At 44.4% G+C, this 24778-nt stretch carries 31 protein-coding genes; 2 read left to right on the forward strand and 29 right to left on the reverse strand.

Translation table 11 applies throughout. The features are described from left to right. Positions 1-48: 48 nt before the first annotated feature. Entirely contained in the window at positions 49-1113 is a 1065-nt protein-coding gene (gene pepA, locus J1C77_RS10740; protein ID WP_002923052.1) for a glutamyl aminopeptidase, read from the forward strand. A gap of 119 nt (positions 1114-1232) precedes the next feature. After that, entirely contained in the window at positions 1233-2717 is a 1485-nt protein-coding gene (locus J1C77_RS10745; RefSeq protein WP_002923050.1) for a DUF1846 domain-containing protein, read from the forward strand. Between the two features lie 53 nt (positions 2718-2770). On the opposite strand, the gene J1C77_RS10750 is transcribed toward J1C77_RS10745, so the two are convergent. The 29 genes from J1C77_RS10750 to wecB form a co-directional block, all read right to left on the reverse strand. After that, positions 2771-3205, reverse strand: coding sequence for a hypothetical protein (locus J1C77_RS10750; RefSeq protein WP_002923049.1), 435 nt, complete (start codon positions 3203-3205; stop codon positions 2771-2773). Positions 3206-3214: 9 nt separating this feature from the next. Continuing rightward, positions 3215-3379, reverse strand: a complete 165-nt coding sequence (locus tag J1C77_RS10755; protein ID WP_002923047.1) for a hypothetical protein — start codon at positions 3377-3379, stop codon at positions 3215-3217. Beyond that, a complete protein-coding gene (locus J1C77_RS10760; protein WP_002896748.1) occupies positions 3376-3579 on the reverse strand; it encodes a helix-turn-helix transcriptional regulator in 204 nt (67 codons plus the stop codon). The genes J1C77_RS10755 and J1C77_RS10760 overlap by 4 nt, the downstream gene beginning before the upstream one ends. A gap of 146 nt (positions 3580-3725) precedes the next feature. Then, positions 3726-4763 carry a sensor histidine kinase gene (locus J1C77_RS10765; RefSeq protein ID WP_002923045.1) on the reverse strand — a complete coding sequence of 346 codons (1038 nt, stop codon included), beginning with the start codon at positions 4761-4763 and terminating at the stop codon, positions 3726-3728. Further along, the gene (locus tag J1C77_RS10770) at positions 4730-5428 is read right to left on the reverse strand and encodes a response regulator transcription factor (RefSeq protein WP_002923044.1); all 699 of its coding nucleotides are present in this window, start codon (positions 5426-5428) and stop codon (positions 4730-4732) included. Before J1C77_RS10770 ends, J1C77_RS10765 begins: the two co-directional genes overlap by 34 nt. 12 nt (positions 5429-5440) lie before the next feature. Continuing rightward, on the reverse strand, positions 5441-6163 hold the full coding sequence (locus J1C77_RS10775) for a hypothetical protein (RefSeq protein WP_002923043.1): 723 nt from the start codon (positions 6161-6163) through the stop codon (positions 5441-5443). Further along, complete coding sequence (locus J1C77_RS10780; RefSeq protein WP_002923042.1) at positions 6163-6951, reverse strand: lantibiotic ABC transporter permease; 789 nt, start codon at positions 6949-6951, stop codon at positions 6163-6165. The genes J1C77_RS10775 and J1C77_RS10780 overlap by 1 nt, the downstream gene beginning before the upstream one ends. Position 6952: 1 nt before the next feature. Next, positions 6953-7660: an ABC transporter ATP-binding protein gene (locus tag J1C77_RS10785; protein ID WP_002903490.1), complete on the reverse strand. Its 708-nt coding sequence runs from the start codon at positions 7658-7660 to the stop codon at positions 6953-6955. A gap of 94 nt (positions 7661-7754) precedes the next feature. Next, positions 7755-8567, reverse strand: coding sequence for a 2-amino-4-hydroxy-6-hydroxymethyldihydropteridine diphosphokinase (gene folK / locus J1C77_RS10790; protein ID WP_002903491.1), 813 nt, complete (start codon positions 8565-8567; stop codon positions 7755-7757). 87 nt (positions 8568-8654) lie between these two features. Continuing rightward, positions 8655-9209, reverse strand: coding sequence for a GTP cyclohydrolase I FolE (folE, locus tag J1C77_RS10795; protein ID WP_002903492.1), 555 nt, complete (start codon positions 9207-9209; stop codon positions 8655-8657). Then, on the reverse strand, positions 9190-10584 hold the full coding sequence (locus tag J1C77_RS10800; RefSeq protein ID WP_002923034.1) for a bifunctional folylpolyglutamate synthase/dihydrofolate synthase: 1395 nt from the start codon (positions 10582-10584) through the stop codon (positions 9190-9192). Before J1C77_RS10800 ends, folE begins: the two co-directional genes overlap by 20 nt. A 1-nt stretch (position 10585) precedes the next feature. Beyond that, entirely contained in the window at positions 10586-11539 is a 954-nt protein-coding gene (gene folP, locus J1C77_RS10805) for a dihydropteroate synthase (RefSeq protein ID WP_002923033.1), read from the reverse strand. Positions 11540-11732: 193 nt separating this feature from the next. Then, positions 11733-12371, reverse strand: a complete 639-nt coding sequence (locus J1C77_RS10810; protein WP_002923032.1) for a hypothetical protein — start codon at positions 12369-12371, stop codon at positions 11733-11735. A 117-nt stretch (positions 12372-12488) separates the two neighbouring features. After that, the gene (locus J1C77_RS10815; protein WP_002911071.1) at positions 12489-13238 is read right to left on the reverse strand and encodes a CPBP family intramembrane glutamic endopeptidase; all 750 of its coding nucleotides are present in this window, start codon (positions 13236-13238) and stop codon (positions 12489-12491) included. 143 nt (positions 13239-13381) lie between these two features. Then, complete coding sequence (locus J1C77_RS10820) at positions 13382-14575, reverse strand: acetate kinase (protein ID WP_002911070.1); 1194 nt, start codon at positions 14573-14575, stop codon at positions 13382-13384. Between the two features lie 36 nt (positions 14576-14611). Further along, entirely contained in the window at positions 14612-15577 is a 966-nt protein-coding gene (locus tag J1C77_RS10825; protein ID WP_002911069.1) for a class I SAM-dependent methyltransferase, read from the reverse strand. A gap of 81 nt (positions 15578-15658) precedes the next feature. Next, complete coding sequence (comGG, locus tag J1C77_RS10830) at positions 15659-16051, reverse strand: competence type IV pilus minor pilin ComGG (RefSeq protein WP_002911067.1); 393 nt, start codon at positions 16049-16051, stop codon at positions 15659-15661. Then, entirely contained in the window at positions 16032-16469 is a 438-nt protein-coding gene (gene comGF, locus J1C77_RS10835) for a competence type IV pilus minor pilin ComGF (protein WP_002923031.1), read from the reverse strand. The genes comGG and comGF overlap by 20 nt, the downstream gene beginning before the upstream one ends. Further along, complete coding sequence (gene comGE / locus J1C77_RS10840) at positions 16453-16746, reverse strand: competence type IV pilus minor pilin ComGE (protein ID WP_002923030.1); 294 nt, start codon at positions 16744-16746, stop codon at positions 16453-16455. The genes comGF and comGE overlap by 17 nt, the downstream gene beginning before the upstream one ends. Then, on the reverse strand, positions 16712-17146 hold the full coding sequence (comGD, locus tag J1C77_RS10845) for a competence type IV pilus minor pilin ComGD (RefSeq protein WP_023916700.1): 435 nt from the start codon (positions 17144-17146) through the stop codon (positions 16712-16714). The genes comGE and comGD overlap by 35 nt, the downstream gene beginning before the upstream one ends. Next, positions 17106-17423, reverse strand: a complete 318-nt coding sequence (comGC, locus tag J1C77_RS10850) for a competence type IV pilus major pilin ComGC (protein WP_002896769.1) — start codon at positions 17421-17423, stop codon at positions 17106-17108. The genes comGD and comGC overlap by 41 nt, the downstream gene beginning before the upstream one ends. Then, positions 17423-18457, reverse strand: coding sequence for a competence type IV pilus assembly protein ComGB (gene comGB, locus J1C77_RS10855; RefSeq protein ID WP_260467831.1), 1035 nt, complete (start codon positions 18455-18457; stop codon positions 17423-17425). The genes comGC and comGB overlap by 1 nt, the downstream gene beginning before the upstream one ends. Continuing rightward, positions 18387-19328 carry a competence type IV pilus ATPase ComGA gene (gene comGA / locus J1C77_RS10860; RefSeq protein ID WP_002923026.1) on the reverse strand — a complete coding sequence of 314 codons (942 nt, stop codon included), beginning with the start codon at positions 19326-19328 and terminating at the stop codon, positions 18387-18389. The genes comGB and comGA overlap by 71 nt, the downstream gene beginning before the upstream one ends. 129 nt (positions 19329-19457) lie before the next feature. Continuing rightward, on the reverse strand, positions 19458-19838 hold the full coding sequence (locus tag J1C77_RS10865; protein WP_002901723.1) for a DUF1033 family protein: 381 nt from the start codon (positions 19836-19838) through the stop codon (positions 19458-19460). Positions 19839-20156: 318 nt separating this feature from the next. Continuing rightward, the gene (locus J1C77_RS10870; protein ID WP_002923025.1) at positions 20157-21263 is read right to left on the reverse strand and encodes a glycosyl hydrolase family 8; all 1107 of its coding nucleotides are present in this window, start codon (positions 21261-21263) and stop codon (positions 20157-20159) included. Positions 21264-21271: 8 nt separating this feature from the next. Next, complete coding sequence (locus J1C77_RS10875) at positions 21272-22582, reverse strand: glycosyltransferase family 2 protein (protein WP_002901729.1); 1311 nt, start codon at positions 22580-22582, stop codon at positions 21272-21274. Next, complete coding sequence (locus J1C77_RS10880; RefSeq protein WP_002896778.1) at positions 22575-22718, reverse strand: hypothetical protein; 144 nt, start codon at positions 22716-22718, stop codon at positions 22575-22577. Before J1C77_RS10880 ends, J1C77_RS10875 begins: the two co-directional genes overlap by 8 nt. Positions 22719-22729: 11 nt before the next feature. Next, positions 22730-23518 carry a hypothetical protein gene (locus J1C77_RS10885; RefSeq protein WP_002896779.1) on the reverse strand — a complete coding sequence of 263 codons (789 nt, stop codon included), beginning with the start codon at positions 23516-23518 and terminating at the stop codon, positions 22730-22732. Continuing rightward, a complete protein-coding gene (gene wecB / locus J1C77_RS10890; protein ID WP_002923019.1) occupies positions 23511-24668 on the reverse strand; it encodes a non-hydrolyzing UDP-N-acetylglucosamine 2-epimerase in 1158 nt (385 codons plus the stop codon). The genes J1C77_RS10885 and wecB overlap by 8 nt, the downstream gene beginning before the upstream one ends. Positions 24669-24778 lie beyond the last annotated feature (110 nt).

Below are 24778 nucleotides of genomic sequence, written 5' to 3' on the forward strand. Positions count from 1 at the left end.
ATTTACCGCAAAAAGTGATAAAATAGGGGACAGAAAGAAGGTAAGTTTATGACAACATTATTTTCAAAAATCAAGGAAGTAACAGAGCTTTCTGCTATTTCAGGTCACGAGGCACCTGTTCGCAGCTACTTGCGGGAAAAAATCACTCCCCATGTTGATGAGGTCGTCACCGATGGCCTAGGCGGTATCTTTGGGGTACGCCATGCAGAAGTTGAAAATGCTCCCCGTGTATTGGTAGCAGCCCACATGGACGAGGTCGGCTTTATGGTCAGCGAGATTAAAGCTGACGGGACCTTCCGCGTAGTGGAAATCGGCGGCTGGAATCCGCTGGTCGTTAGCAGCCAACGCTTCAAACTCTTTACCCGTGAAGGTCGGGAAATCCCTCTTATCTCAGGCTCTGTCCCTCCTCATCTGACGCGCGGATCTGGCGGACCAGTTATGCCACAGATTGCAGATATTGTCTTTGACGGAGGCTTTGCGGATAAGGCAGAAGCCGAAAGCTACGGCATCCGTCCAGGAGACACGATTGTGCCAGACAGCTCTGCTATTCTCACAGCTAACGAAAAAAATATCATCTCCAAAGCCTGGGATAACCGCTACGGCGTCCTTATGGTCAGCGAATTAGCTCAAGCCTTGTCCGGTCAATCACTAGGCAGCCAACTCTATGTCGGCGCCAATGTTCAAGAAGAGGTTGGCCTGCGTGGTGCTCATGCTTCAACGGCAAAATTTGCCCCTGAGGTCTTTCTGGCTGTGGACTGCTCCCCAGCGGGCGACATTTACGGCGGTCAAGGAGCCATTGGCGACGGAACCTTGATTCGCTTCTTTGATCCTGGTCATCTCATGCTGCCCGCTATGAAGGATTTCCTCTTGACAACTGCTGAGGAAGCAGGCATCAAGTATCAATATTACTGCGGCAAGGGCGGAACGGATGCTGGTGCTGCCCATCTCCAAAGCGGCGGCGTACCATCTACCACCATTGGTGTCTGCGCCCGATACATTCATTCTCACCAAACTCTCTATGCCATGGACGATTTCCTGCAAGCTCAAGCTTTCCTGCAAGCTCTAGTCAAAAGGCTGGATCGCTCAACAGTGGACACGATTACCAACTATTAATTTCAAAAGGCAGCTCGTTCTTCATTCGGGCTGCTATCTCTTTTGTCTGATACTTTCCCTTTCAACTTTCCAATTTGAAGAAAATTTTGTTATAATGCTTAGCAGAGGTGAAAATATACATGAAAAAAATTGCTTTTGATTCTGAGAAATACTTAAACCTGCAGCGCGACCATATCTTGGAGCGCATTAATCAATTTGAGGGCAAACTTTACATGGAATTCGGCGGTAAAATGCTGGAAGACTTCCATGCTGCCCGCGTCCTGCCAGGCTATGAGCCGGACAATAAAATCAGACTTCTCAAAGAGCTCAAGGACCAAGTAGAGATTGTCATTGCTATCAATGCCAACAACATTGAGCACTCTAAGGCGCGGGGCGATTTGGGTATTTCATATGATCAGGAAGTGCTGCGACTAATCGATACCTTTAACGAGTTGGATATTTATGTAGGCTCAGTGGTCATCACCCAGTATTCCGGTCAGCCGGCGGCGGACCTCTTCCGAAGCCAGCTGGAAAAGAATGGCATCGCCTCCTACATCCACTACCCAATCAAGGGCTATCCGACCGATATGGACCATATCATCTCACCTGAAGGTATGGGGAAAAACGACTACATCAAAACCAGCCGTAATCTAGTCGTAGTGACCGCACCTGGTCCCGGTTCTGGTAAATTGGCTACTTGCTTGTCCAACATGTATCACGACCAAATCAATGGCATCAAGTCAGGCTACGCCAAGTTTGAAACCTTCCCCGTTTGGAATCTGCCCCTGCACCATCCGGTCAATTTAGCTTATGAGGCAGCGACAGCAGACCTGGACGATGTCAACATGATTGATCCATTCCACCTGCAAACTTATGGCAAGACCACAGTCAACTACAACCGTGATATTGAGATTTTCCCAGTCCTCAAGCGCATGCTAGAACGTATCTTAGGTAAGTCTCCTTATGCTTCTCCAACAGACATGGGCGTCAACATGGTCGGCTTTGCTATTGTGGACAATGAGGCTGCCATTGAAGCATCTCAACAGGAAATCATCCGTCGCTACTACCAGACCATTCTGGACTTCAAGGCAGAGCGCGTTTCTGAATCTGCTGTCAAGAAAATCGAACTCTTGATGAATGACTTGGGTATCACACCGCTGGACCGCAAGGTAACAGTTGCTGCGCGTGCCAAGGCTGAAAGCACTGGTGAGCCAGCTCTGGCCTTGGAATTGCCAAACGGTGAAATCGTAACTGGTAAAACCTCTGAACTCTTTGGCCCTACGGCTGCTGTATTGATTAATGCCATTAAGAAATTAGCCAATATTGCCAAAGAGACCAAGCTGATTGAGCCTGAGTATGTCAAGCCAATCCAAGGCCTGAAAATCAATCATCTGGGCAGCCGCAATCCGCGCCTCCACTCAAACGAAATCTTGATGGCTCTGGCAATCACAGCCATGGAAAATCAAGATGCGGCAAATGCCATGCAACAACTAGGTAATCTCAAGGGCAGCGAGGCCCACTCCACTGTCACTCTGACTGATGAAGACAAAAACGTCCTGCGTAAGTTGGGCATCCATGTAACCATGGACCCCGTTTACCAGTATGATCGACTCTATAGAAAATAAAAACAAGCTCTGTTAAAAGCTTGTTTAGAAAGCTGGCGTCGCCAGCTTTTTTCTTAATAACGCTTAGATAGGAGAAAACGCAAGAGATAGTAAAGTCCCAAAACCAGGATAATGGTCAAGGTCAGAAACTGATTGAGACTTAAGATGATTGGAAAAACCATAGACAAAACGCTCAAGCACGCTGCCAGCAGCAAAAGAATATTAAAAAGTAGAGTGCGAGTCTTTTCGTCAATCATGCGATTGCGCTCATCAGTCACCTGAATGTAGAGCTTCTCAAAATTTTCCTCCCGTCTTAGAGCCAGATTATACCGAATGGTCAGCAAAGAAAGCCCCAGCAGGATGCCGACCATGACTCCTTCCTGCTGATCATCCAGAGAATGAAAGTGGCTCCAGGCCAGTCCTACCAAGATGATAAAGGTTAAGATACGCCCCACGATAACTTTCCTTTGAAGTTTTTTTCGAAATTCTTGTTTAGTTAATGTTTCCATGTCAGTCTCCTATTTTTCATACGCTTGAAAAATTTTCAAGATCACCACAATCAGGAATATTCCCACAAAAGGCAGGATTTCCTTAGGGATAAAATTGGCTTGCAAATGGAGATAAGATAAGCCAACCACCACCAAAATAGCCAATATCCATTTACACAAATAAGTCCATTTCATGATTCATCCTCCTCAAAGAGAAACACTTCTTCAATCCTTAAATTGAAAAAGGATGCAATTTTATGAGCCAAAAGCAGCGAGGCATTGTAGCGGCCCTTTTCCAAAGAAATAATCGTTTGTCTCGTGACCTCTAGCTTCTCAGCCAGCTCCTCCTGGCTGAGCTTTTTTCTTTTTCGTAATTCTTGAATTCGATTTTCCAAGGCTGCCTCCTTTCTATAATGTAAAACAAACTTTACTTTTTAAACATAGTATAGTCTCCTTTACATATTTTGTCAAGAAGAAAGCGGCAAAAAAGAACTGAAAGTTTAAACATTTCAGTCCTTTTATCATCTTGAATTTTCCTTTGTTATTTGCTTTCCAAAGCCACAGTCAACTCGACACAGGCTCCTCCTTGGTCTGGATTGAGCAGGGTCAGACGACCACCGTGCAAGAGAGCTACTTGCTTAGAAAAGGCCAAGCCGATACCATGATGGGGATTAGCTGAATTGCGGCTTTGGTCACTCTGGTAAAAGAGCTGTTCCGCTCCCAGCAGCATCTCCTCTGAAAATGAAGGGCCGTTGTTCCAGATAGCAAAAACCAACTGGTCCTGCTGCACTGATACCATCAGCTTCACTTCCTTTTGGTCCTGATTAGCATGTTCAAGCGCATTCAGTAAAATATTGAGCAAAGCTCGCTTGAGATAGTCCAAATGAATTGACAAAATCAGACTAAGATCACAATCTTCTTGGAGATAAAAACGATAGCTTTCCTGTTTGCTGAACAGTGCCCAATCGTCCTGGAGATAAGCCAAAAAGTCCCCTAAGGAAAGCTGACTGAACTGATTAGAATCAATCTGAAAGGTCTTAGCGTAATCAATCAAAGAGCCACAATACTCTTCCATCTTGTGACTAGCCTGCAAAATCTCAGTAGCATAGTCTGCCTGTGGCTGGCCCAACTGCGCCAACTCCAAGAGCTCAGCATTCCCCTTAATCACAGTTAGGGGCGTCTTCAAATCGTGCGATGTCGCTGATAGCTGTAAAATCAACTCCTGATTATGCTGCTGCTCTCTTTCTAGAAGACGAGCATTTTCTTGATGGCTGCTCCGTAAATCGCTGTAGACTTCTAGCATTTCCTCGATCCGAAAAAGCTGGCTTTGATTTTCTTCTAAAAGCTTCTCGCTCTTTAGCATTTTTATTTCCCTGTCGATTTTTCGGAGCAATTTCAAAATATGATAAAAAGTAATCAGCAGCAAGCTCCCTGCCCAAAAGAACAAGGTGAAAAGAACGTGATTACTTCCTTGCGTAAATTCATAGCCTATAAGTACAAAAATCAAAACATGAAAAAAGACGATTTTTAAACTGGTTGTCCAGACTAGACTTTTGAAATTTCGGGTTCTAATTGCCATCTATAGCCTACTCCTCTCACTGTTGCGATTGCTTGCAGCCCTTCTTGTTTGCATTTTTGGCGAATCTGATATACGTATTCTGAGATGGAGCGAAGCTGTGTTTCTGAGCTTTCTGGGTAAAGCAAGGTATGCAGGCGTTCAGCTGAAAAGGTCTGCTTGGGATTGCTAGCTAGTAAATGCAGCAACTTAAACTCTCGCTCTGAAAATTTCAAGACTTTACCAAAACAGGCAACTTCATAGCGCTCTGGATAAAATTGACAAGAAGCAATTTCAGAATATCGCTCCTCCCGTCTTTCCTCCCGCCGAAAATGAGCCCTGACACGCGCCAGCAATTCTTTGGTCCCAAAAGGCTTGACAATATAGTCATCTGCTCCACGAAAGAGCCCTTCCACTTTGTCCGCCTCCAACTCCTTGGCCGTCAGAAAGATGATTGGACACGAAAGATGAGGACGAATATAGGAACACAGCTCAAAACCATTAACAGGCTCCATCATCACATCCAGCAGAATCAAGTCATATCCGACAAAATGCGTCAATTCTAACTCTTCTATCCGATCAAGCGTCGTCACATCATAAGCATCGAGCTCCAGGACATTTTTCACTAGCTTCAAAATGCTCCGGTCGTCATCAACCACCAAAATACGATACTGTCTCATGATTTCCATTATAGCATACCTCTAGCGAACATCTCGTTTCAAGGTTAAGAATATAGCAGAGCTCCAAACCAAAGCTAACCATAACAGCTGTGTTCCCAGCCCTGATAAATCTATTGAATGCTGAAGCCCTTCATACTCAAAAAGATTTAGGGTAGCCAGATCGGGCAGGTATTTTGCTTCCTTGATGAAAGTTGCCAACAAACGACTGAGACCAATCAAGAGAGGAAAGAGCACTGACACCGGCACAACCCAAGATTGAAATAGCAAAGCGAGGCCGGCAGTTAAAAAAGCCAGAAAAAGATTGCTGAGAAGACCAAAAGAGCTGTAATAAAGGAATTTCCCCAGCAAGGACCAGCTAAAGTCCAGGTCAAAACGAGCCAGCATAACAAAGAAACAGCTACTTATAATGACACTATAGAGAACCAAGAGCAGCAGGACCAGAAAAAGGAATTTCCCAGCCAACCAAGCCTTTCTATTTGATACGGTTAGAAAATTCGTTCGCATCCCAGACTTGACAAACTCCTGAGCAAAATAGAGGGAAGTAAAGATGACGATGACAGGCTGCGCCAGATAGAGGGCATGCAAAGCCTCGCTCAGAGCCTTTGTCTGGCCAACTGCCGTTTGACTGTAGTCAAGATTCATCAGAAAAAATGGAACGATTACCAGAGCCACCAAGGCTGCACCAAGAGCGAGATAGTAAGAACGGAACTTAATCCATTCACTTCTAAGCAGAGCTTTTATCATCAGTATCGCCCTCCTAAATCCGTCTTCAAAAAGCGCAGAGAGGTCATACCGCCGATGACTAGTGACCATGCACCAAGTATTAACAGTCCTTGCAAGGGATTGTTGGTATATTGGGAAGTTGGCGTTGCCGCAAACAACTCTCCTGCTGGCTGTGGCAGATAAGCTCCCCAACTCGTGTGAGCTGCCAGGTAGTTTCCCAGATTATAGATCTGGGGTACGAGAAATAGCAGAGGAACTAGCATGGTCCGAGCCAATAAACCTAACAAAAATGAAAGGATTCCCAATAAGGTTAGAGATAGGGTTTTCCACAAAATCAGAGTCCAAGCTGCCTGATTGAGCAAAATCGGATCAAGCCCTTCCTTTCCTAAAGCCAGATGCATGACCATATAACTAAAGTAGATTGATAAAAAGCTAGTGGCAAGAGAAAAGCAAGTAAAGGTCATGAGTTTCCCCACAAGCAACTTCAGGCGGTTATTACAGGTCAAGAGGCTAGTTCTCAAGCTATGAGACTGAAATTCCATAGCTCCCAAAATTCCAGCTAAGATGACCAAAACCATGCCTGCCATTGAGGCACCATTGAGGCCTAGATATTCCAGCGGGTCAATGGCTTCTGCCAGACCGGGAACCGTCTCAGGTGTGGCATCCAAGCCGACAGATAAATACTGTCGGCCCTCCAGCCAGGATACGGCAGGCACCAATAGCAGCATGAAGGCCATACTCACTTTGAAAGCCTTGGTTGAGCAAATTTTCAACCATTCTGAATGCAATAAAGACATCGTTTCTTTCATCTTAAACCTCCTCTGTCAAATCAAAGAAGAGATCTTCTAGGCTGTCTGAATCTTGCAGCACCTCTTCCAATTGTCCCTGCTCAATAATTCGCCCATGATGAATCAAGACTACATCATCTGTCACCATTTGCACCTCTGATAGGATATGAGAAGATAGAAGTACCGTTTTCCCTAAATCAGCCTGCTGACGGATGAACTTTCTAAACCACTTAATCCCACTTGGATCTAGTCCATTAGTCGGCTCATCTAATATAAGAAACTGAGGATCACCCAGCAAAGCTGCTGCCAAACCCAGCCGCTGACTTTCCCCTAGAGACAGGCTTGACAAAAGGTCCTTCCTCTTATGAGTAATTCCAGTCATCTCCAAAACCTCATCGATTCGAGACTTGGAAATAGCATTACTCGCCGCAATAATCCTCAAGTGGTCATAGACCTTTCGATTTGGCAGACCGCCAATGCCGTCAAAGGCTGCACCTACCGTTCTGAGCGGATAGGTCATTGACTGATAGGTTTGCCCATCAAAAGTCGCAGTCCCAGACGTCGCCCGATCTAACCCCAAGAGAATCCTCAAGGTCGAGCTTTTACCAGCACCATTTGGGCCCAGAAAGGCTGTAATCCGCCCGCTTCTAGCTGTAAAAGAAATATCTTCTAAAATCTGCTTGCTGCCATGCTTTTTGCAGACTCCTTCTATTTTCACTATATGTTCCATACTGAACTCCTTTTGATTTTTCTTTAGTATACAGGGGCAAGTTCAGAGAAAGTTCAGACAATAAAAAAACTTGCCTTGCGACAAGTTTCTTTTCTCATTTTTCAACCGCATCCCAGAGCTGGTGGATGCTTTTTTTCTGCACGGGATCGACAAAGTGTGGCGCGATTTCCACCAGAGATTGCAAGACAAAAGCTCGCTCAGCCACATAAGGATGAGGAACAATCAAGTCCGGACTGTATAGCTCTTCCTGTCCTATGTAAAGAATATCCAGGTCAATCACACGCGGACCCCATTTGATTTCCCGCACGCGCCCTATATCCGCTTCGATAGCCAAGAGGGTCTGCATTAACTCCTCAGGATTGAGCCAAGTCTCAACTTCAACAACTTGATTGAGAAACGGATCCTGCTCAACGCCACCCCAAGGCTCTGTCTGGATACGGCTTGATGCCTGCAAAACTCTTATATTTTGCTCTGCTATTTTTTCCAAAGCCGCATCCAGATTGGCAGCTAGGTTTCCTTGATTGCTCCCCAGAGCGATAAAGGCTTTCCGCTTTTGACGCACCAGCTTGACTGAGCAGGTCTCTAAAGGCAGCGGCACGGGTGCCCAAGGCTTCTTGACCTCCAAGCTGACCTTCTGCACCAAAGGATGAGTCAGAAAAATCCGATCAATCAGCTTGTAAGCCAACGTCTCAATCAAGTCTTCCTTGCTTTCCTGACACCAGTGGGTCAAATCCTGAGCCAATTCTCCATAGTGGATAGAAGCTGTCAGATCGCCTGCTTTGGCAGCCCGAGTCATATCATAGTCCAAAATCAGATCCAGCACAAAACGCTGGCCCAATTCTTTCTCTGCTCCAAACAGACCGTGATAAGCATACACTTCCAAATCCTTAATGCGCAGCTGATCCATTTTCTTATCCTTTCTGATTCAAGTTTCTGCATTTCATCCTTAATAAAACTATTTAGCCTTTCCTAACATGCTCCACCACTAATAAGATCAATGTCCCATCAGTTTGTAAGCTTCATTTTTTAGGTCCTTGTCCGTCGCTAAAATGCCACGCGCTGCTGTAGTAACCGTTGCAGTGCCAGGCTTTCTGACTCCGCGCATATTCATACACATATGCTCAGCTTCCACCCAGACCAGAGCCCCTTGAGCACCCAGATAGTCCATCAAGGCCTCAGCAATCTCTACGGTCAATCGCTCTTGAATCTGCGGTTTCTTGGCATAAACCTCAACCGTTCGGGCCAGCTTGGACAGGCCTGCTACCCGACCATTAGGCACATAGGCGATATGAACTTTTCCGTAAAATGGCAGGAAGTGATGCTCACACATGGAATGAAAGAAAATATCCTTCTCCACTACCATATTATTGTCAATGATTTCAAAAGACTTGGCCAGATGCTCCTCAGCAGTCTCACCCAGCCCCGCAAAGATTTCCTGGTACATTTTAGCAATGCGCTGTGGCGTCTCCTGCAATCCTTCGCGGCTTCCGTCTTCTCCAACCGCCTCAATAATCTGGGCTACAGCTGCTTCAATTTTCTTCGTGTCCATATACGCTCCTATGTTCATTTTTATTTTTGGATAACTGACTTGACTGAGAAGGACGCTCAGCAAAGTCTAACTCGCGATTCTCAAGGATTGATTTTCTAACCTGAGCCAGAAAATAAAGAGAACCCGTAATCAGCAAAAGCTCATCCGGCTCATGCTCTACTGCTAAATAATCTGCTAAATAATCCGGCCATTCTTTGTAAGACAGGCCTTGCTGCTCAGCCAAGGATTGCATGCTCTCTTTAGAAAAACTCCGCGGATCAGCAAAGGCTGTCAAGCTTATAGCTGCTTTGGGAATCTTTTGCAGCAGCTCCACCATATCATCCAAGGCCTTGGTTTGGATACAAGCAAATAAAATGTGCTTCTTATAAGTCGGATAATGCTGGTCCAGTGTCGCTGCTAACGACCGCAGGGCATGGGGATTATGGGCTCCATCCAGAAGAATAAGCGGCTGATCCGATATCCTTTCCAAACGCCCTGGCCATACAGCAGCAAGCAAAGCCCTCTCAACCTCTGCTTTTGTCAATAAGGGCAGCGACTGCAACTGACAGTATAGGTCACACAAGTGCAGAGCTAATCCAGCATTGTCCGCCTGATGCAGTCCCATCAGAGCTGTTTGATACGATTCTTTGGCCCGATAGGCATTCGAAAAGGAAAAGCACTCCCCCTCCTCTGACTCTTGATGTTCCACTTGATAAGCTTGAGACCAAGAAAAGAGCGGAGCATCTTTTTCAGCAGCCTTTTGCTCGACTACTGCCAGAGCCTCTGACTCCAACCTACCGGTCACAATGGGAACTCCATGCTTGATAATGCCAGCTTTCTGCTGGGCAATAGCCTCTAGACTGTCACCTAGCAAGGCCACATGATCCAGACCGACTGTTGTGATTGCAGTCAGTAAGGGCTGGCAGACATTGGTACTATCCAAAAGCCCACCCATGCCGACCTCGATAATAGCCACATCCACCTGCTGCTGGGCAAAATAATCATAAGCCAGAGCCGTCACAATCTCAAACTCAGTTACCCCCTGCAAGCTAGAGTCTGTCGCATGCTGGGCCAAAAGCTCTTGGTAAAGAGAAAGCAATTGCTGAAGGTCTTGATCGGAAATCGCATTTCCATTAATGGTAATCTGCTCATTGTAGCTGACTAGATAAGGAGAGGTGAAGGTACCAACACGCAGGTCTCGCACCTCCAATAGTTGGCGAAGATGGGCAATGGTTGAGCCCTTGCCATTAGTCCCTGCAATATGAATGACTGGCAGCTGCAAATGCGGATTCCTCCGCAACTCCAGTAAACGCTCCATCCGCTCCAAGCCAAAATTGGGACTGGCTGTCCGATAGGCTTCCAGCCAACTTAAATCAGGTAATTCTTGTTTTTTCATCTTACTTATACTGACCTAGATTGAGATCTTCTGTCTGCTGTGCTAGACGAATCGCATCGCCAACAGCAGCAGCCATCCGGTGCTTAGCCACTTCGTGCACTCTGACAACTTCAACACCTCTGCTAGCCGCAAGGCTAGTCAGATGGGCTGAAGCTGTATCACGGTTTTCAAAGCCTTCCTGAGTCTCAGGATTGACCTCAAAGCCGTTTTCTTCTAAGATACTAACGAGAAACCGCTTACGAGAAACCCCGAGAAAAATAGGAAAACCAGCCTGATGGAGACTATCCAGCTCCTGCAAAAGGAGCAGATTCTCCCGCTTGGTCAAACCGAAACCAATCCCTGGATCCAGCATGATATTATCACGCGAAAGGCCAGCGTTTTCGGCTACCTTCAAAGATTTCTCAAAACACTTCCACATTAGTTCTGCAATCGGCAGCTCTGCAAAAAGAGATAACTCTTCCTTTGTGAAGGCTGAACCAAAGCCAAATTCTGGGAAAATCCGTGAGCTGGCATGTTGAGGACGAGCCATCACTGGATTAAACATGATAATGACTGGCGCGCCATATTTCGCAGCAGTCTCTGCCATCTTTTCATCACCCAAAAGACCGGTAATATCGTTGATGATATCTGCACCCGCAGCCAAAGCCGCTGCAGCCACTTCCGACTTCCAAGTGTCCACAGAAATCACAATATCACTTTCCCGACGAATAGCTTCAATGATCGGCACAACCCGTTCTATCTCTTCTTGAATAGCCACAAAATGACTGCCCGGCCGAGTAGACTCACCACCAATATCCAGCATGTGAGCTCCCTCAGCAATCAGCTTTCTAGCCTGAGCCAATGCCGTCTCAACCGTATTGTAGCGCCCACCATCTGAAAAGGAATCCGGCGTCGCATTGATAATGCCACAGAGGCCCGTTCGGCCATCTGGAGCAATTGCTTTTAGATTCACCATTGATTTTCATCTCATTTCTATCGACTGCCCTGCTCTTCAACAAAAAAGGCACACTCATCTAGTGTACCGCAAAGCTCTCAGCAGATGCAGCATCCAGTCCTATGAACTGCACTCGACTTCACAAGAAGACCTTGTCTAGTCCCTTGTTTCATTTACCATTTTACCATAATTCTTCTATTTGACAAAACACTTTCTAAAAACAAAAGGGTAAAAGACTGAGAATAATCATATTTCGGAGAATATGGGCCAGCATAGACAGCTCCAAACGCTGAAAATAAGGCCTGAGGAGATGGGCAAAGACTAGTCCCAAAACTAGATAGGAGAGAAAACACAGAGTTTCCTGAAGATTTTTCGCAAGGGAAAAGCAGAGCAAACCTAGTGCAATCCCCCAGCTCTTCCGATAGCGAAGAGAGACGTCACTGTCAATAAATTTCGGTGCTGCAGGGGATAAAACAGCGATGTCAATCCCCAGAAGCAAAAGAGAAGATGACAGAAAACTCTCCGTCAGCATCTGCTCCACCGCCTGTCCTGACTGCGCCTCCTTGCCACACAGCAGAAGAACCCCCGCAGCATTGACCAAAATCATCAAAAAATACAAGAAAAGCAAGTGTCGATAGTTGCTTGACTGACGCAAGGAACCTTTGATTTCCTGAAGTTCTCTGGAAAAATAAAAGGCACAACAAAAAAGCAACCCCAGCAAGCCCACCATAAAAAGCAGATTAGCCTGACTAAAGACCAAGCGGTGAGGCATTGGATGAAACATGAGAAGCAGTCCCGTCTGAGTCAACATAGCCAGTAATAACAATTGAATGATTTTCTCTAATTTCAGCATATTCTCTCCATTCTTCTCTTATCATTATAGAAGAAGTAAGAGCAAGCTGGTAGAAATCCCCTCAAATGTCCTAATTTGTGCCTCAAATGACAAAAAAAGCAGATATTCTCTGCTTTCTTACTTGTTCACCAAACCTGTCAGTATCATAATGAGTACTGCAACTCCATTTCTCAGCATGTGTGCTAAAATAGACATTTCCAAACGCTTAAATATGTAAGCAACAGCAGCTAAAACAGCACCCATACCTGCATATATAACAAAACTGCCGATATTGGTCGGACCATGAAAAAGACCGAAAAGAATCACTCCTACAACCAAGCCCCAAACATAATGCTTGGTAAAAATCTTCTGAGGAATCAATCCGCGAAAGACTACTTCCTCCAAGATAGGAGCCTGAATCACGGCACCTACCACTAATAAAATCTTGGGTACATGCTGAAATAACGCATTCAAGGCATCCTGATTGGCAGTGGAAATAGCCTGGCCTTCCAGCAGCATGATAATTGCTCCCAGCATGTTGACGCCAATCATGACAACATTAGAAACAGCTAACCAGCCAAACGAAGACCATTTAAAAAAGCTAAAGTCAAGGCTCAGCAGTTCTTCTTGCTTAGCCATTCTCAGAACAAAAAAGACAATCAAAAGATATACAACCAGCACAAAGATAGTCTGTCCAGCTGAAAAACTCTTCTCAGAAGCAGTCATTTGCCGGATAAATATAAATGGTATCTGGCTGAGAAATAAGACAAACAAAGTCAGTAGAATGTACTCTAATTTTTTTAGAATTGCTTTCATGTCTTCCTCCTTTTCCTTCCTAGTATAGCTCAATTTTCTCTTTTTGTATAGACAATTCTTAACTGCAAGCATTTTGTATATCACTTATTGAAAACTAGTGCTGATAGTGACTATGAGATCGGATCGCTCAGTTTGTTCCAAAGCCAAAAACCAAGAAAATCCTTTCTTAAAGCATACAAAAAGCCCAGTCAAACTGAGCTTTTGAATTTCTTAATTTATTGATTTTTGAATCGTTCAACATCACGCGCGATGACCAATTCTTCGTCAGTCGGAATAACCAAGACTTTGACCTTGGCATCAGGACTGGAAATCACGCCTTCTGCACCACGCACATTCTTTTCTGGGTCTACGTTACAGCCAAACCAAGAAATACCATTAATAACCAGTTCACGAATGGTCACAGAATTTTCACCAATTCCTGCGGTAAAGATGATAGCATCAGCTCCATTCAAAACAGCAAGATACTGACCAATATATTTCTGAATCCGGTCTACAAAAATGTCATTAGCCAATTGAGCCTTGGCATCACCTGCCCGCATCGCCTCATGAATATCGCGCATATCACTAGACTTCTCAGAAACTCCCAGCAAGCCTGACTCACGGTTCAAGACGCGGCTAATATCTTCCGGAGTATTAAAGTCATCTGTGTATTGCATCAGGTAAGGAATGATGGCTGGGTCAATATCCCCTGTACGAGTTCCCATCATGACGCCGCCAAGTGGTGTGAATCCCATAGAGGTATCTACAGAAACGCCCTTGTCAACTGCTGTGATAGAAGCTCCGTTACCGATATGGCAAGTGATAAGTTTGAGTTCTTCAATCGGACGTCCCAAAATTTTAGCAGCTTCCTTGGCCACATACTCATGGCTAGTACCGTGAGCTCCGTACTTGCGAACCTTGTTTTCAGTGTAATATTTAGTCGGAATCGGATAACGATATGCTTTTTCCGGCATAGTTGTATGGAAAGAGGTGTCAAAGACCACCACACTGGTGATGTCTGGCAGAATTTCTCTAAAAGCACGGATGCCTGCAGCGTTGGCTGGATTATGCAATGGAGCTAGAAGAGACAGCTCCTCTACCTTTTGAATCACTTCTTCATCAACGAGGGCTGAATCCTTAAAGTGTTCACCGCCAGCCACAACACGGTGGCCCACACCGGTAATCTCATCATAAGATTCAATGATATTGAAACGTTTCAAATCGTCCAGCAAAATTTTTACGGCCTGCGTGTGATCTGCAATATCAAGAACCTGCTTCTCTGAACGACCATCAAACTTCACCGTTGAAATAGAATCCTTGAGACCAATCCGTTCCAGCAAGCCCTTAGCCAAGACCTTTTCTTCCGGCATCAAGTAGAGTTGCCATTTTAAGCTTGAGCTTCCTGCATTAATAGAAATTGTTTTCGACATTTCTTCACCTCTTTAAGCGTTTTCAAAATCATTATATCAAAATTTTGTTTGAATTTCACTATCTTTGTACCAGTTTTGAAAACTTTGACGGAATTTAAACATTTCTTCATGATCCTGCAAATCCCGCAGAGGATAGATAAAAGGCTGAATGTTATTCGCTTCTTGCTTCCTCAAGACAAAAAGGGTTTTGGCATGCTTGCTGCTTGAGAAAATAGATTCTGGTAAGGTTATCATCGCAATAAACTGAGCCTTGGCTAGGAGCCATTTTTTCAGCAGAGGAGCTTGAGCGCTGGTTAAGAGGTCATTTGGCGCCAGAAATATAGCATAACCACCTGGCTTCAGATATTTGAGCGATTGCTCCATCAGGAGATGATGGGCATAAGTGTGCTCATCCGTACTAGCCACTTCATAGCGGGAGGCGATACTGTCGTCTGGATAAAAACCGACCGGTAAATCACTGATAATGATATCACTCTCTTTCAGAACCTGAGGCCGAACTGCATCCCCCTGAGCAAAGTGAGCCTTAGAGTTCATAACCTCAGCAATGCTGGCAGAAAGGTCAATTAATAAATCATCTAGCTCCAGACCCAGATAGTCAATCTTCTTTTGGGTATGATTGAGAATAGTCTCAGCCAAATTTCCAGTTCCGCTGCCGATTTCTAATACATCAGCTTCCTCTCCGTGAGCTAGCTGATCCAGTAAGAAAGTAATCAGAAAACCAATTGTGTCAGGTGTGAATTGATGATTGACCTGCATGGGCTCCGTCTGGGCAGCCTTCATTAGGATAAACTGATAGGCTCTCCGCCACTCTTCCTTGTTCAAATGCAGAGCGCGGATTTTTTCATCGTTAGTCAGAACTTCTTGTAAGTCCGTATCTCCATCTAGGTAAATACCGTTCTGCTCAATCAGAGCATCGTAAAAATTGGTCGCCAGAGCGTTTTGGATATTCTGGACGTTTTCGAGAATCAGAGTATAAGCTTGTTCTATCTTTTCAAAATTCATGGAATCCTCCGTTTATCCTATCATACCAAAAATAAGGCCCCTTTCCAAGATATATAAAATTACAAAGATTTTACAGTTATATTAGTCCGACTTACCAGCTTCGTCCGAAACCGCTTTCTCCTTTTTCTCAGTTGGTTTCTTGTTTTCCTTAGCTTTCTCTTCCTCCTTCTTAGAAATGGTAAAAGTAAAGGAATAGGAATGACCGCTGCTGATCTGACTGCTGATTTCCAGTTCCTTCCCTTGCCTGCGATAGACAGCCTTGCCCTGCTCAAACTCCATCTCACCGCTATCATCCTTGGCTGTAGCTTTTGTCAGAACTGCCATTGCATAGGCTTCCGTCCTTTCCCTGTTGAAAAGCTGCAAACGCTGACTGCTGACTTGACGGTTGAGATAAAACTGCAGGAGCAGGCTAAAGACAGCAGCCATCAATAGCGCATACAGTAAAATACCAGCCTCAACTTTCTTCTTCCACACGATAGACGAACTCCCTCTCTAAGCCTTTTTCAAAGCGAAAATGAAGATAGACAAGCTTACCGTCCTGACGGACGTCAGCTGCTTCTAAACCATAAATCATCGGCTGGTAGCCGCGACCGCTCTTATCTGTTTTACGGAAATCATCGCCCTTAGATTTACCCAAGGCCAAGTCCCTGCCATCTTGTCTGATGTAGATTTTATTGTCTTCTACCTTGTCAAATTGACTTCGCGAAAGCTCCGTCTCCAGTTGGTCGGCAAACAAAAGCCACTCTTGCTGCTGATTATTCTCCTGCTGATGCAGTTCTGAAGATAAGAGCTGGGTCATAGCCTGAAAGACCAGTATTCCACCACTGAGAACCAGCAAGGCTACCAAGGCCTCCAAGAGAGTAAAGGCCTTGACTTTAAGGTTTTTGGACACGGATGACTACCTCCCCTTCGTGATAGACTAGCAGCTGCTTATCTGTCTTAAGCTGACGCACAGCAATTCCATTGATATGAAGCTCTTCTTGTCCTGTTTGCAGGGCCATACGAGCTACCCGAAGCACCTCTTCCTGCTGCAGAAGAGCCTGCTGATCCTTACGAGACCGACTAATCTGTCCCAAAAGCAAACTGGCAATAGCCGCAAAAACTGCCATGGCCACCAGAGCTTCCAGCAGAATACTAGCTTGAAGCTGTCGTCTTTTTAAACTTGCCATTGCCCATATAAAGCTGGTAAACAACTGTCCTGTCCTCCGTCTGAAAAGTAATTTTGCTGAGTGATGAATTTCCCCCAGCCCGGTCAAACTGAATGACCTGCTGCTCATGATTCTGCAGAGTTTGCGGAAAATCCAGCTCTTGATAGCCATTGGAAACCTGCCGTCCTGAAATCTTGAGAGACAATTTCTCATGGCCGGCTAAGCTCAGCCTCTGCGTCTCCTGATAGAGCCTCTCAAACTCTAAAAAGAAGAGTTGCTCTTGAACCTGATTGAAGCCAGCCCTCACCGAGCCAGATAAGCCCAGTAAGAGAAAACTAACAACAAAAAGAACAAGTAGACTTTCCAGCAGCGTAAAAGCCTTAATTGGCAACCGCTTGAGTTTCGCCACTGTGTTTTCCATAGTAAGCCTTATATGAATCTGCCTGTTTCTGGCTGATATTTCCTGCGCTGACTAGCTTGCTCAGACTAGCCTTTTCATTGGTATTCTTCAGTTCATACAGCTCCGCCTGGCTTTCTACCACCTTGACCACCGCTGCAGTTCCTGTATCTGAAACAGCATCTTTTTGCTTGGTCAGATTAGGCACAAAGAGCAGCAAGAGTACGCTGATAACCAGCAAGACAATCAGCATTTCCACAAGGGTGAATGCTTGAACTTTTAAGGTATTAAGTTTTTTCATTACAAATGAACCTCCATATTCTGATAAATGGGCAAGAGCATTGCCGCATAAAGTAAAACAATCACTAAGGCAACAAAAATAAATACTAGGGGCTGAATGAAATTCATGGCCCGGTTGATACGTAGAAAAAATTCCTCCCAGGTCTTTTCGGCATAGACTTCCAGTTCGCTACCTAACTTGGACTTGACCTCACCATACTCAATCATCAAAGACAATTCTTTCTTAAAGAAAGGGTAGCTTGCCACCTTGTCCGCATAGCCTTGACCAGCTTGCAAAGCGGCAGCCATATCTTCTCCGATTTCTTTAAAGAGCTGGGAAGGCTGCTCCTGCATAATCGCAAAAATCTGACTCAGTTCCAAGCCCTGACCAATCATATTTCCCCATTCACGAGCATAATAAGCTGTCAAGTAAGCCTGTACCAAACGACCAATAAAAGGCAGAGCTGCTAGTTTACTGAAAAAACGAATCTTGGATGACTTTCGATAGTAAAAGAGAGCCACTGAAACCAAGGCAGCTAAAGCAAGACTGCTCCACAAAAAGATCTGAGGCAGGTGATTAATCAGTCGGGTAGCTAGATTCTGGCTGTCCAATTGAGGCAAAAGATAGTTGCGCAATCCCAGCATGATAAGGACCAAGAAGCCCAGCAGCATGAGAGGATAGGACCCCACCTCTATCAATTTTTTCTTAACCTTGGATAGATTTTCCAGATAGGCCTTAATCTTGCCCAGACTAAGTGTCAGATTGCCATGCAGCTCAGATAAGGAAAGCTGGGTTACAACGCTGTCGGAAAATCCCAGTCGACTGACAATCTCTGAAAAGGACTGACCAGCTGACAAGCCTGCCCGCATTTCTGCCACATAAACCTCCTCCAGCAAGGCACTTCGTCTCAGAAAGTCTACAATCTCTGCTAGGTGAAAACCGCTACTGAAGAGATTATGAAAGAGCTCAATAATCTTTTTCTGCTTAGGCGTAGACAATTTTTTCGGTCTGCCTTTGCTCAGCACTGATATGTCCTTCTGCAAAAAGCTGATCAATCTGCTGATTCCAGATCTCGGATTCGTGCTCTTGATAGTTTTGACTGACAAAATCAACGACACCTCCTCCCCCAATTAAACGCTGGTAACAAATACCTTGCAGCACCATTCTTAGCTCATCCTCGCTAACACCCAATTCCAAAAGCCGCTCATAGACACCGCGAACACTCTTGGCATGAATCGTTGAAAAGACCGTAGCTCCGGTCAAACTTGCCCGAACCACTGCCCTAGCTGTCTCTCGATCACGGATTTCCCCGATAATCAAGAGATCTGGACGATGTCGCAGGGACAGCTTAATCAGACTGTCATAAGTCATGCCAATGGTTTCGTTCAGCTGCAACTGTAGCATAGCCTCTTGCTTAATTTCAACCGGATCTTCAATTGACATAACCTGCTGGCCAGAAAATTTGAGCTGAGCCAAATGATACATCAAGGTCGTCTTGCCGCTGCCGACTGGTCCTGAGAATAGATAGAGGCCACGAGCCTGAATTTTCTTGCGCAGCTCCGGCAATTGCTCAAACCAAAAGCGCAGCTCCCTGTCTTCATCATGCAGGAGCCGGATAACCAGACTTTCAAAACCACGGTAATCCCCAACTGACGAAAGCCGGATTGAAACCTTTGCTTCCTCACAGTCATAATCGCATGACCCAAGCTGACTGCGGCGCTTCTCTCCAACATTCATACCTGCGACAAACTTAAAGTGGCTGATAACAGCTGACAGAATCTCAAAATCATAAGTTTTTATAAAGCGACGTTCATCACCGATTCTCATATAAAGCTCATAGCAAGTAGTCTTAGGAATGAGGTAAATATCCTGCGCCCCCTCTTGCCGAGCCTGCCTAATCATTTCTTTTGCAATTTCTTGAACCATACATCCTCCTCACCTTACTATTCGCAAAAAATCCAGAAAAAGAAAAAACAGCGGAAGAAACTTAACTTCTAACAAGTTAGGTCTCTTCTGCTGCTATATTATCAGATTTGCAAAATATATTCTTTCGATTTAAAGAGGCTTAGCGTTTTTTAGTTTAACTGAACAAGCTTGGTGCTTTTCAAGACCGTTCTGCTTAGTATAGCCTGGCCGGTACTTGCTCTTAGGAATCTGGCAATCATTCTCCAGCAAAAACAGCGAGTGGTACTGCTGAACATTCTCATCGCACTCCTCGCACCAGCGCTGATCCTCCGGATCCCAAAAAATTGTCATTAAATCACTGCGGCTCTTATACAAAGGTGACTGCTCTTCCATTTGCAGCCAGCGGCTTTTATAATACTTAAGGGCTTCATAATAATCATCGAACTGCTTCTTTGCAACGATATCCTCTTCCCAGCCATCCAGAAACCACCACGGTTCATAGTCCCCGTACATCTCAATTACACAATACATACTCGTCCTCTCTTTGTACCGTATATTATATATGAATTCTTTGACGAACAAAACTATTTTGCTCAAAATCAGAAAACAAGAACTTTATTGGAACGGAGACAAGCACATCACTCTTCATGATATGAAGATTAACCTCACGGATAGTAATCTTAATAATCTTAGAAACAAATGTTGCGTTCTTATAAAGGCTTTCTATTTTAACGGTTTGTCAAATAAATCTTAATCTTTTTGTTCAAAAAAAGTGAGACAAATATCATTTTGTCCCACCTTATTGTCTGCATGAGCTTAAGCAAAATGTTCATCTTACTCGTTTCTGCATTATAAAGTTTCTAAAGCAATCATTGTAGTCACAGCTGCGTCATAGTAATTATCTGACGGCAAGCCTTGCATGAAGAGATATTTATTCTGCTGCACCAATTTGCGGAATTCAATGTTGTTGTTAGCCGCATAGAATACTGGAGCAGTAAAGCTGCCAGCCTGATTACTATTTAGAGCTTTCCCTTTCAAAGTGTAGCCCGCATAGATCTTTTCTTGACTGAGGAAGAAGTTCAACATCTTCTTCAGCATTTTTTGACTTTTTTCATCCTTGCTTTGAGCCAAGTTGTAAGGAAGTCGGCAGGCATTATAAGAATAATAGCCATCATTTGCAGACTCAACTGTATCAGCATCAGCTGCCCGAACTTTGTCGCCTTCAACCCAGATAAAGTCTGGTATCAAACCAGTCTTATTATCAGCGCTGATTGCTTCAAGTTTGCTGAGCATGTTATCCCGGATTGTCAGCCATTGCTTATCCTTTGTCAACTCATAGAAAGCTTGGAACTGCTGCGGCAATGTATCAGAAGTCCGCATGAGATTATAAAATTTCGATTCTGCATTTGCCCAGTTCCCAACTGTCAAAACGCCGTTGCTTTCATTATAGTTATATGCCAAGACATCTTTCAGAATAGCCTGTGCCTGATCTTGGTATTCTTTAGCCTTGTCTGGCCACTGTTTAGCAGCCTGAATCAAAGCATAGGCAATGTAGAGATCGCCGTCTGTAGCATTGTTTTCGTCTTCATGGTTGCTCTTACCATCCTTAATCGTCTGTTTCCAAGACATGAGCTGGGTATCTTTCAGACGATGAGCTAGATAATATTGGTAGAGCTTTTCAAAATCAGCCGAACTGGCATCGCCTTGCTTAGCTGCATCCACAGCAATCACCATGCCATAACCCTGTGCCTCAGACAGCACAACATCTTCAGTATTACTGTTTGTCGTCCTGATATAAGACAATTTGTCCTTGGTTACGACATATTCTTTAGACCATTGGCTGTATATCTTCTTTTTGATATTAGGAGTACTGCCCATGCGGGTGTACAGCAGGATACCAGCCAAAACAGCCAGAATTGTCACAAACCAAATAAATCTTAATCTTGTTCTTTTCACACTTTCTCCTAACCTGCAAATCGTTTTGTTTTAACCCACTTGGTTTCTTTCCGCTTCAAAATCTTGTCCAAGATAACAGATCCTACTGCATCTAAAGAAACAACGATAAAGAGCTGAGAGTAAGTCAAATAGGACACAAGGGCCAGCCAAATCTGTTTGGTGGTCGCCTGTCCAAACTGAGAAGCCAGGGCGATATTGATCTGCAAAAGATAAAGCAAAATCATCAGAAGCCAGTTAAAGAGCATCAGCTGGACGATATAGATATTCTGAGCATCAAAAGCGAAAGGAATCCGCACATCCGGGATAAAGAGCTGGGTAATCATTGCCGCTACATTGGCAAAGAAAACCAAGTCAGATAAGACAATCGCCAGATTGAACCAGAAGAAGATACAAGAATAATTGAACACTTCCAGTTTCACGCGCCAGTTACCGCCGCTAAAAAGATGCTTGAAGTTGGCAAGAACTACCTCGTAATTTCCCTTAGCCCAGCGCTTACGCTGCATGTAGTAGGACTTGAGGGTTTCTGGCTCTTGTTGGAAGGCCTCTGAATTATAAGCCAAAGCAATCAGCTTGCCGCTCTGCATAATCTTAAAGGAAATTTCCGTATCCTCTGTCAAGGCACCATTTTTCCAACCACCAATACTCTTAACAAACTCCGTGTTAATCAAGAAGTTCGTACCTGGAATCCGCCCAATCTTGAAGAGATGCCACATACCTACGTGGTAAACACGCTGAGTTACAACGATTTCTTGATTGATACAACGTGTCAGGAAGTTCTGGTTGGCATTGCGAGTCTTGTTGCGTCCGAAAGAAGCAACGTGGCGTTCTGGATCTTCCAAAACTTTCTTGACTAGGAAGTAAAGAGCATTCTTTTCTGGCATGGCATCCGCATCATAGACACAGATATATTCACCCTTGGCCATCTTCAGGGCATCATTCAGCACCCCTGCCTTACCTCCCGTACCTGTACGGTCTGTAATTGTAATATTGCGTCCAGCATACTCAGGCATAGCCTGTACTTTCAGCATTTCTTGATAAGTGTCATCCGAGCAATTGTCCGCAAAGAGCAGAACTTCCACTCGGTCATGAGGATAGTCCAAATCCAGAATGGCCTTAGTCGTCTGAGCGATAACCACATCTTCATTGTGGGCTGGGACAACGACTGTAACCATAGGATAATGTTCCAATGGGCTGGTATCCACGTTGAAGTCACTGCGTTTCATCCAGAAATGCACGGAAGAGCATAGAATAACCAAAGCCCAAGCCAGAGACATCCAGATGGAGAACAGAGTGACAATCATAATAAGTTGACTAATCATGACGAGTCACCGCCCTAAAATTTTTATTGACCCGATTGTAAATAACCAGATAATAAATGAAGAGGACCAAAAAGCTAATAGCAAAAAAGATACTTAGCACCATAGAGATGATAAAAAATACTTCTGTTAAAGACATGTGTTTACCTCCTAGTATTCTACGATAATGTCGGTTTCAAGCTGACGCTCCAGATTGCTCAAAGCGTCATCGAAATTATGGAATTTGTCAATATTTTGAGCGTTCAGTTTTAAACTGCCAGACTGAAACTGAATTTTTTGATCAGTTTTCTTATTCTCAAAGTGCATCATCGTTAAATCGTCACGCACTTTCTCTTGGAAATATTCCTTGACTTCCTGATCCAGATCTTCTACCAGAACGAGAAAGTTACCATTGGATACATAGTAAACTGTTTCTACATTCTGGAAGTCCCAGTTAAGCAGTCGTAAAATTCTCTTGAGCATCCGCTTGTACTCCCGAGAGTGAATTTGATAAAAATGATGATTATGCGCCCAATGGACCAATAAGGCCTGAAAGGCTGGAGCTTGTTTCTGATTTACTTTCTGAACCATTTCTTCATAGGCCTCAGCAGCATCTTCACTGTCATCCTGCACTAATCCCAAGCGCTGGTGAAGATAGAAATTCACTCGACTGGTCAGCCAAGCGCTGACAGGGAAGACATAAAGCAAGAAGAGAACTTGATTATCTGGTAGGTAGGTTACATCAAAGAGCAAGATTAAAGTTGCGATAACCACACCCAGAATCATAGCCCATGTCACCAAGAGATCGGATAGGACAAAGACACTAAAAATACCTAATAAAATCAGAGCGATTCCAATATAAAATATGTTAGCTGCAAAATTCCAACTGTAGAAAAGAATTAGTCCAATTGCCAGCACAAAGACTGCTAATGATTTTTCTAGTCCTTTTTTCCTAAACATTTTTTACTCCTGTCTTAAATTCTTCTGGCCTAGCCGTCTGCTTAAAATAGTGGGCAATAGCTTGAGCAATCCGCTCAGAAGCCTTACCATCACCATACGGATTGCTGGCTTGGGCCATTTCCTGATAGAGTGACTCATCTGTCAGCAGGGCTTCCATTGCCTCTGCTACTGCTTGAGTTTCTGTACCGACCAGCTTCAATGTGCCGGCCTCAACTCCTTCTGGTCTCTCTGTTGTATCACGAAGTACCAGTACAGGCTTACCTAAGGAAGGCGCTTCTTCCTGCACTCCGCCTGAGTCTGACATGATAAAGTAGCTTTTAGCTGCGATATTATGGAAATCCAACACATCTAAAGGCTCAATCAGATGAATTTTCTCATTGTCACTCAGAATTTCTCTAGCCGCTTCCTGAACCGCTGGGCTCAGGTGAACGGGATAGACAATTTCCACATCATCATGGGCATCTACAATCTGCCGTAGAGTTCGAAAGACCCTTCTCATCGGCTCACCTTGATTTTCCCGGCGATGCATGGTCACCAAAATCATCTTGCGAGCTGGATTAATACGATCAAGCACCTCGTGATGATAATCAGACTGGACGGTCAGCTTGAGAGCGTCAATAGCTGTATTCCCTGTCACAAAAACTGTTTCTGCTGGATGGTTTTCCTTGAGCAAGTTAGCCTTACTCTGTTCTGTTGGCGCAAAATACAAGTCAGTCAAAGAGTCGGTCATCTGACGATTCATCTCTTCTGGGAAAGGAGAATATTTATTCCAAGTCCGCAACCCAGCTTCTACGTGGCCGATACGAACTTGATTATAAAACGCTGCAAGACTAGCCGCAAAAGTCGTTGTCGTATCACCGTGCACCAGCATAATATCTGGCTTGTTTTCCTTTAAGATATCATCTAGCTTATGCAAGATCTTGACAGTAATATCTGTCAGGGTTTGATTCTTCCCCATAATATCCAAATCATAATCAGGCTTAATCTTAAAAGTTTCAAGTACCTGATCCAGCATCTGACGATGCTGAGCAGTCACAACTGTTGTCGTTTCAAACAAGTCTGCCTGCTTCTTCAGTTCAATAACCAGTGGAGCCATCTTAATTGCTTCTGGACGAGTTCCAAAAACAACCATTACCTTAATTTTCTTCATTTTTCCTCACCAAAAATCAACATTGTTATATTAACTTTTTACTAAAAAATGTTTGTTTTAAGTAACCTTAGTTATTTTACCATCAAGCGTTTCAATAATCAAAGCATGAA

The organism is Streptococcus sanguinis (assembly GCF_050223295.1).
Classification (GTDB): domain Bacteria; phylum Bacillota; class Bacilli; order Lactobacillales; family Streptococcaceae; genus Streptococcus; species Streptococcus sanguinis_X.

Bases quoted from the DNA above. Each gene is read 5' to 3' on its own strand.
- pepA (WP_002923052.1), top strand. From the start codon at position 49: ATGACAACATTATTTTCAAAAATCAAGGAAGTAACAGAGCTTTCTGCT.
- J1C77_RS10745 (WP_002923050.1), top strand. From the start codon at position 1,233: ATGAAAAAAATTGCTTTTGATTCTGAGAAATACTTAAACCTGCAGCGC.
- J1C77_RS10750 (WP_002923049.1), bottom strand. From the start codon at position 3,205: ATGGAAACATTAACTAAACAAGAATTTCGAAAAAAACTTCAAAGGAAA.
- J1C77_RS10755 (WP_002923047.1), bottom strand. From the start codon at position 3,379: ATGAAATGGACTTATTTGTGTAAATGGATATTGGCTATTTTGGTGGTG.
- J1C77_RS10765 (WP_002923045.1), bottom strand. From the start codon at position 4,763: ATGGCAATTAGAACCCGAAATTTCAAAAGTCTAGTCTGGACAACCAGT.
- J1C77_RS10770 (WP_002923044.1), bottom strand. From the start codon at position 5,428: ATGGAAATCATGAGACAGTATCGTATTTTGGTGGTTGATGACGACCGG.
- J1C77_RS10775 (WP_002923043.1), bottom strand. From the start codon at position 6,163: ATGATAAAAGCTCTGCTTAGAAGTGAATGGATTAAGTTCCGTTCTTAC.
- J1C77_RS10780 (WP_002923042.1), bottom strand. From the start codon at position 6,951: ATGAAAGAAACGATGTCTTTATTGCATTCAGAATGGTTGAAAATTTGC.
- J1C77_RS10785 (WP_002903490.1), bottom strand. From the start codon at position 7,660: ATGGAACATATAGTGAAAATAGAAGGAGTCTGCAAAAAGCATGGCAGC.
- folK (WP_002903491.1), bottom strand. From the start codon at position 8,567: ATGGATCAGCTGCGCATTAAGGATTTGGAAGTGTATGCTTATCACGGT.
- folE (WP_002903492.1), bottom strand. From the start codon at position 9,209: ATGGACACGAAGAAAATTGAAGCAGCTGTAGCCCAGATTATTGAGGCG.
- J1C77_RS10800 (WP_002923034.1), bottom strand. From the start codon at position 10,584: ATGAAAAAACAAGAATTACCTGATTTAAGTTGGCTGGAAGCCTATCGG.
- folP (WP_002923033.1), bottom strand. From the start codon at position 11,539: ATGGTGAATCTAAAAGCAATTGCTCCAGATGGCCGAACGGGCCTCTGT.
- J1C77_RS10810 (WP_002923032.1), bottom strand. From the start codon at position 12,371: ATGCTGAAATTAGAGAAAATCATTCAATTGTTATTACTGGCTATGTTG.
- J1C77_RS10815 (WP_002911071.1), bottom strand. From the start codon at position 13,238: ATGCTTGCAGTTAAGAATTGTCTATACAAAAAGAGAAAATTGAGCTAT.
- J1C77_RS10820 (WP_002911070.1), bottom strand. From the start codon at position 14,575: ATGTCGAAAACAATTTCTATTAATGCAGGAAGCTCAAGCTTAAAATGG.
- J1C77_RS10825 (WP_002911069.1), bottom strand. From the start codon at position 15,577: ATGAATTTTGAAAAGATAGAACAAGCTTATACTCTGATTCTCGAAAAC.
- comGE (WP_002923030.1), bottom strand. From the start codon at position 16,746: ATGGCAAGTTTAAAAAGACGACAGCTTCAAGCTAGTATTCTGCTGGAA.
- comGD (WP_023916700.1), bottom strand. From the start codon at position 17,146: ATGGAAAACACAGTGGCGAAACTCAAGCGGTTGCCAATTAAGGCTTTT.
- comGC (WP_002896769.1), bottom strand. From the start codon at position 17,423: ATGAAAAAACTTAATACCTTAAAAGTTCAAGCATTCACCCTTGTGGAA.
- comGA (WP_002923026.1), bottom strand. From the start codon at position 19,328: ATGGTTCAAGAAATTGCAAAAGAAATGATTAGGCAGGCTCGGCAAGAG.
- J1C77_RS10865 (WP_002901723.1), bottom strand. From the start codon at position 19,838: ATGTATTGTGTAATTGAGATGTACGGGGACTATGAACCGTGGTGGTTT.
- J1C77_RS10875 (WP_002901729.1), bottom strand. From the start codon at position 22,582: ATGATTAGTCAACTTATTATGATTGTCACTCTGTTCTCCATCTGGATG.
- J1C77_RS10880 (WP_002896778.1), bottom strand. From the start codon at position 22,718: ATGTCTTTAACAGAAGTATTTTTTATCATCTCTATGGTGCTAAGTATC.
- J1C77_RS10885 (WP_002896779.1), bottom strand. From the start codon at position 23,518: ATGTTTAGGAAAAAAGGACTAGAAAAATCATTAGCAGTCTTTGTGCTG.
- wecB (WP_002923019.1), bottom strand. From the start codon at position 24,668: ATGAAGAAAATTAAGGTAATGGTTGTTTTTGGAACTCGTCCAGAAGCA.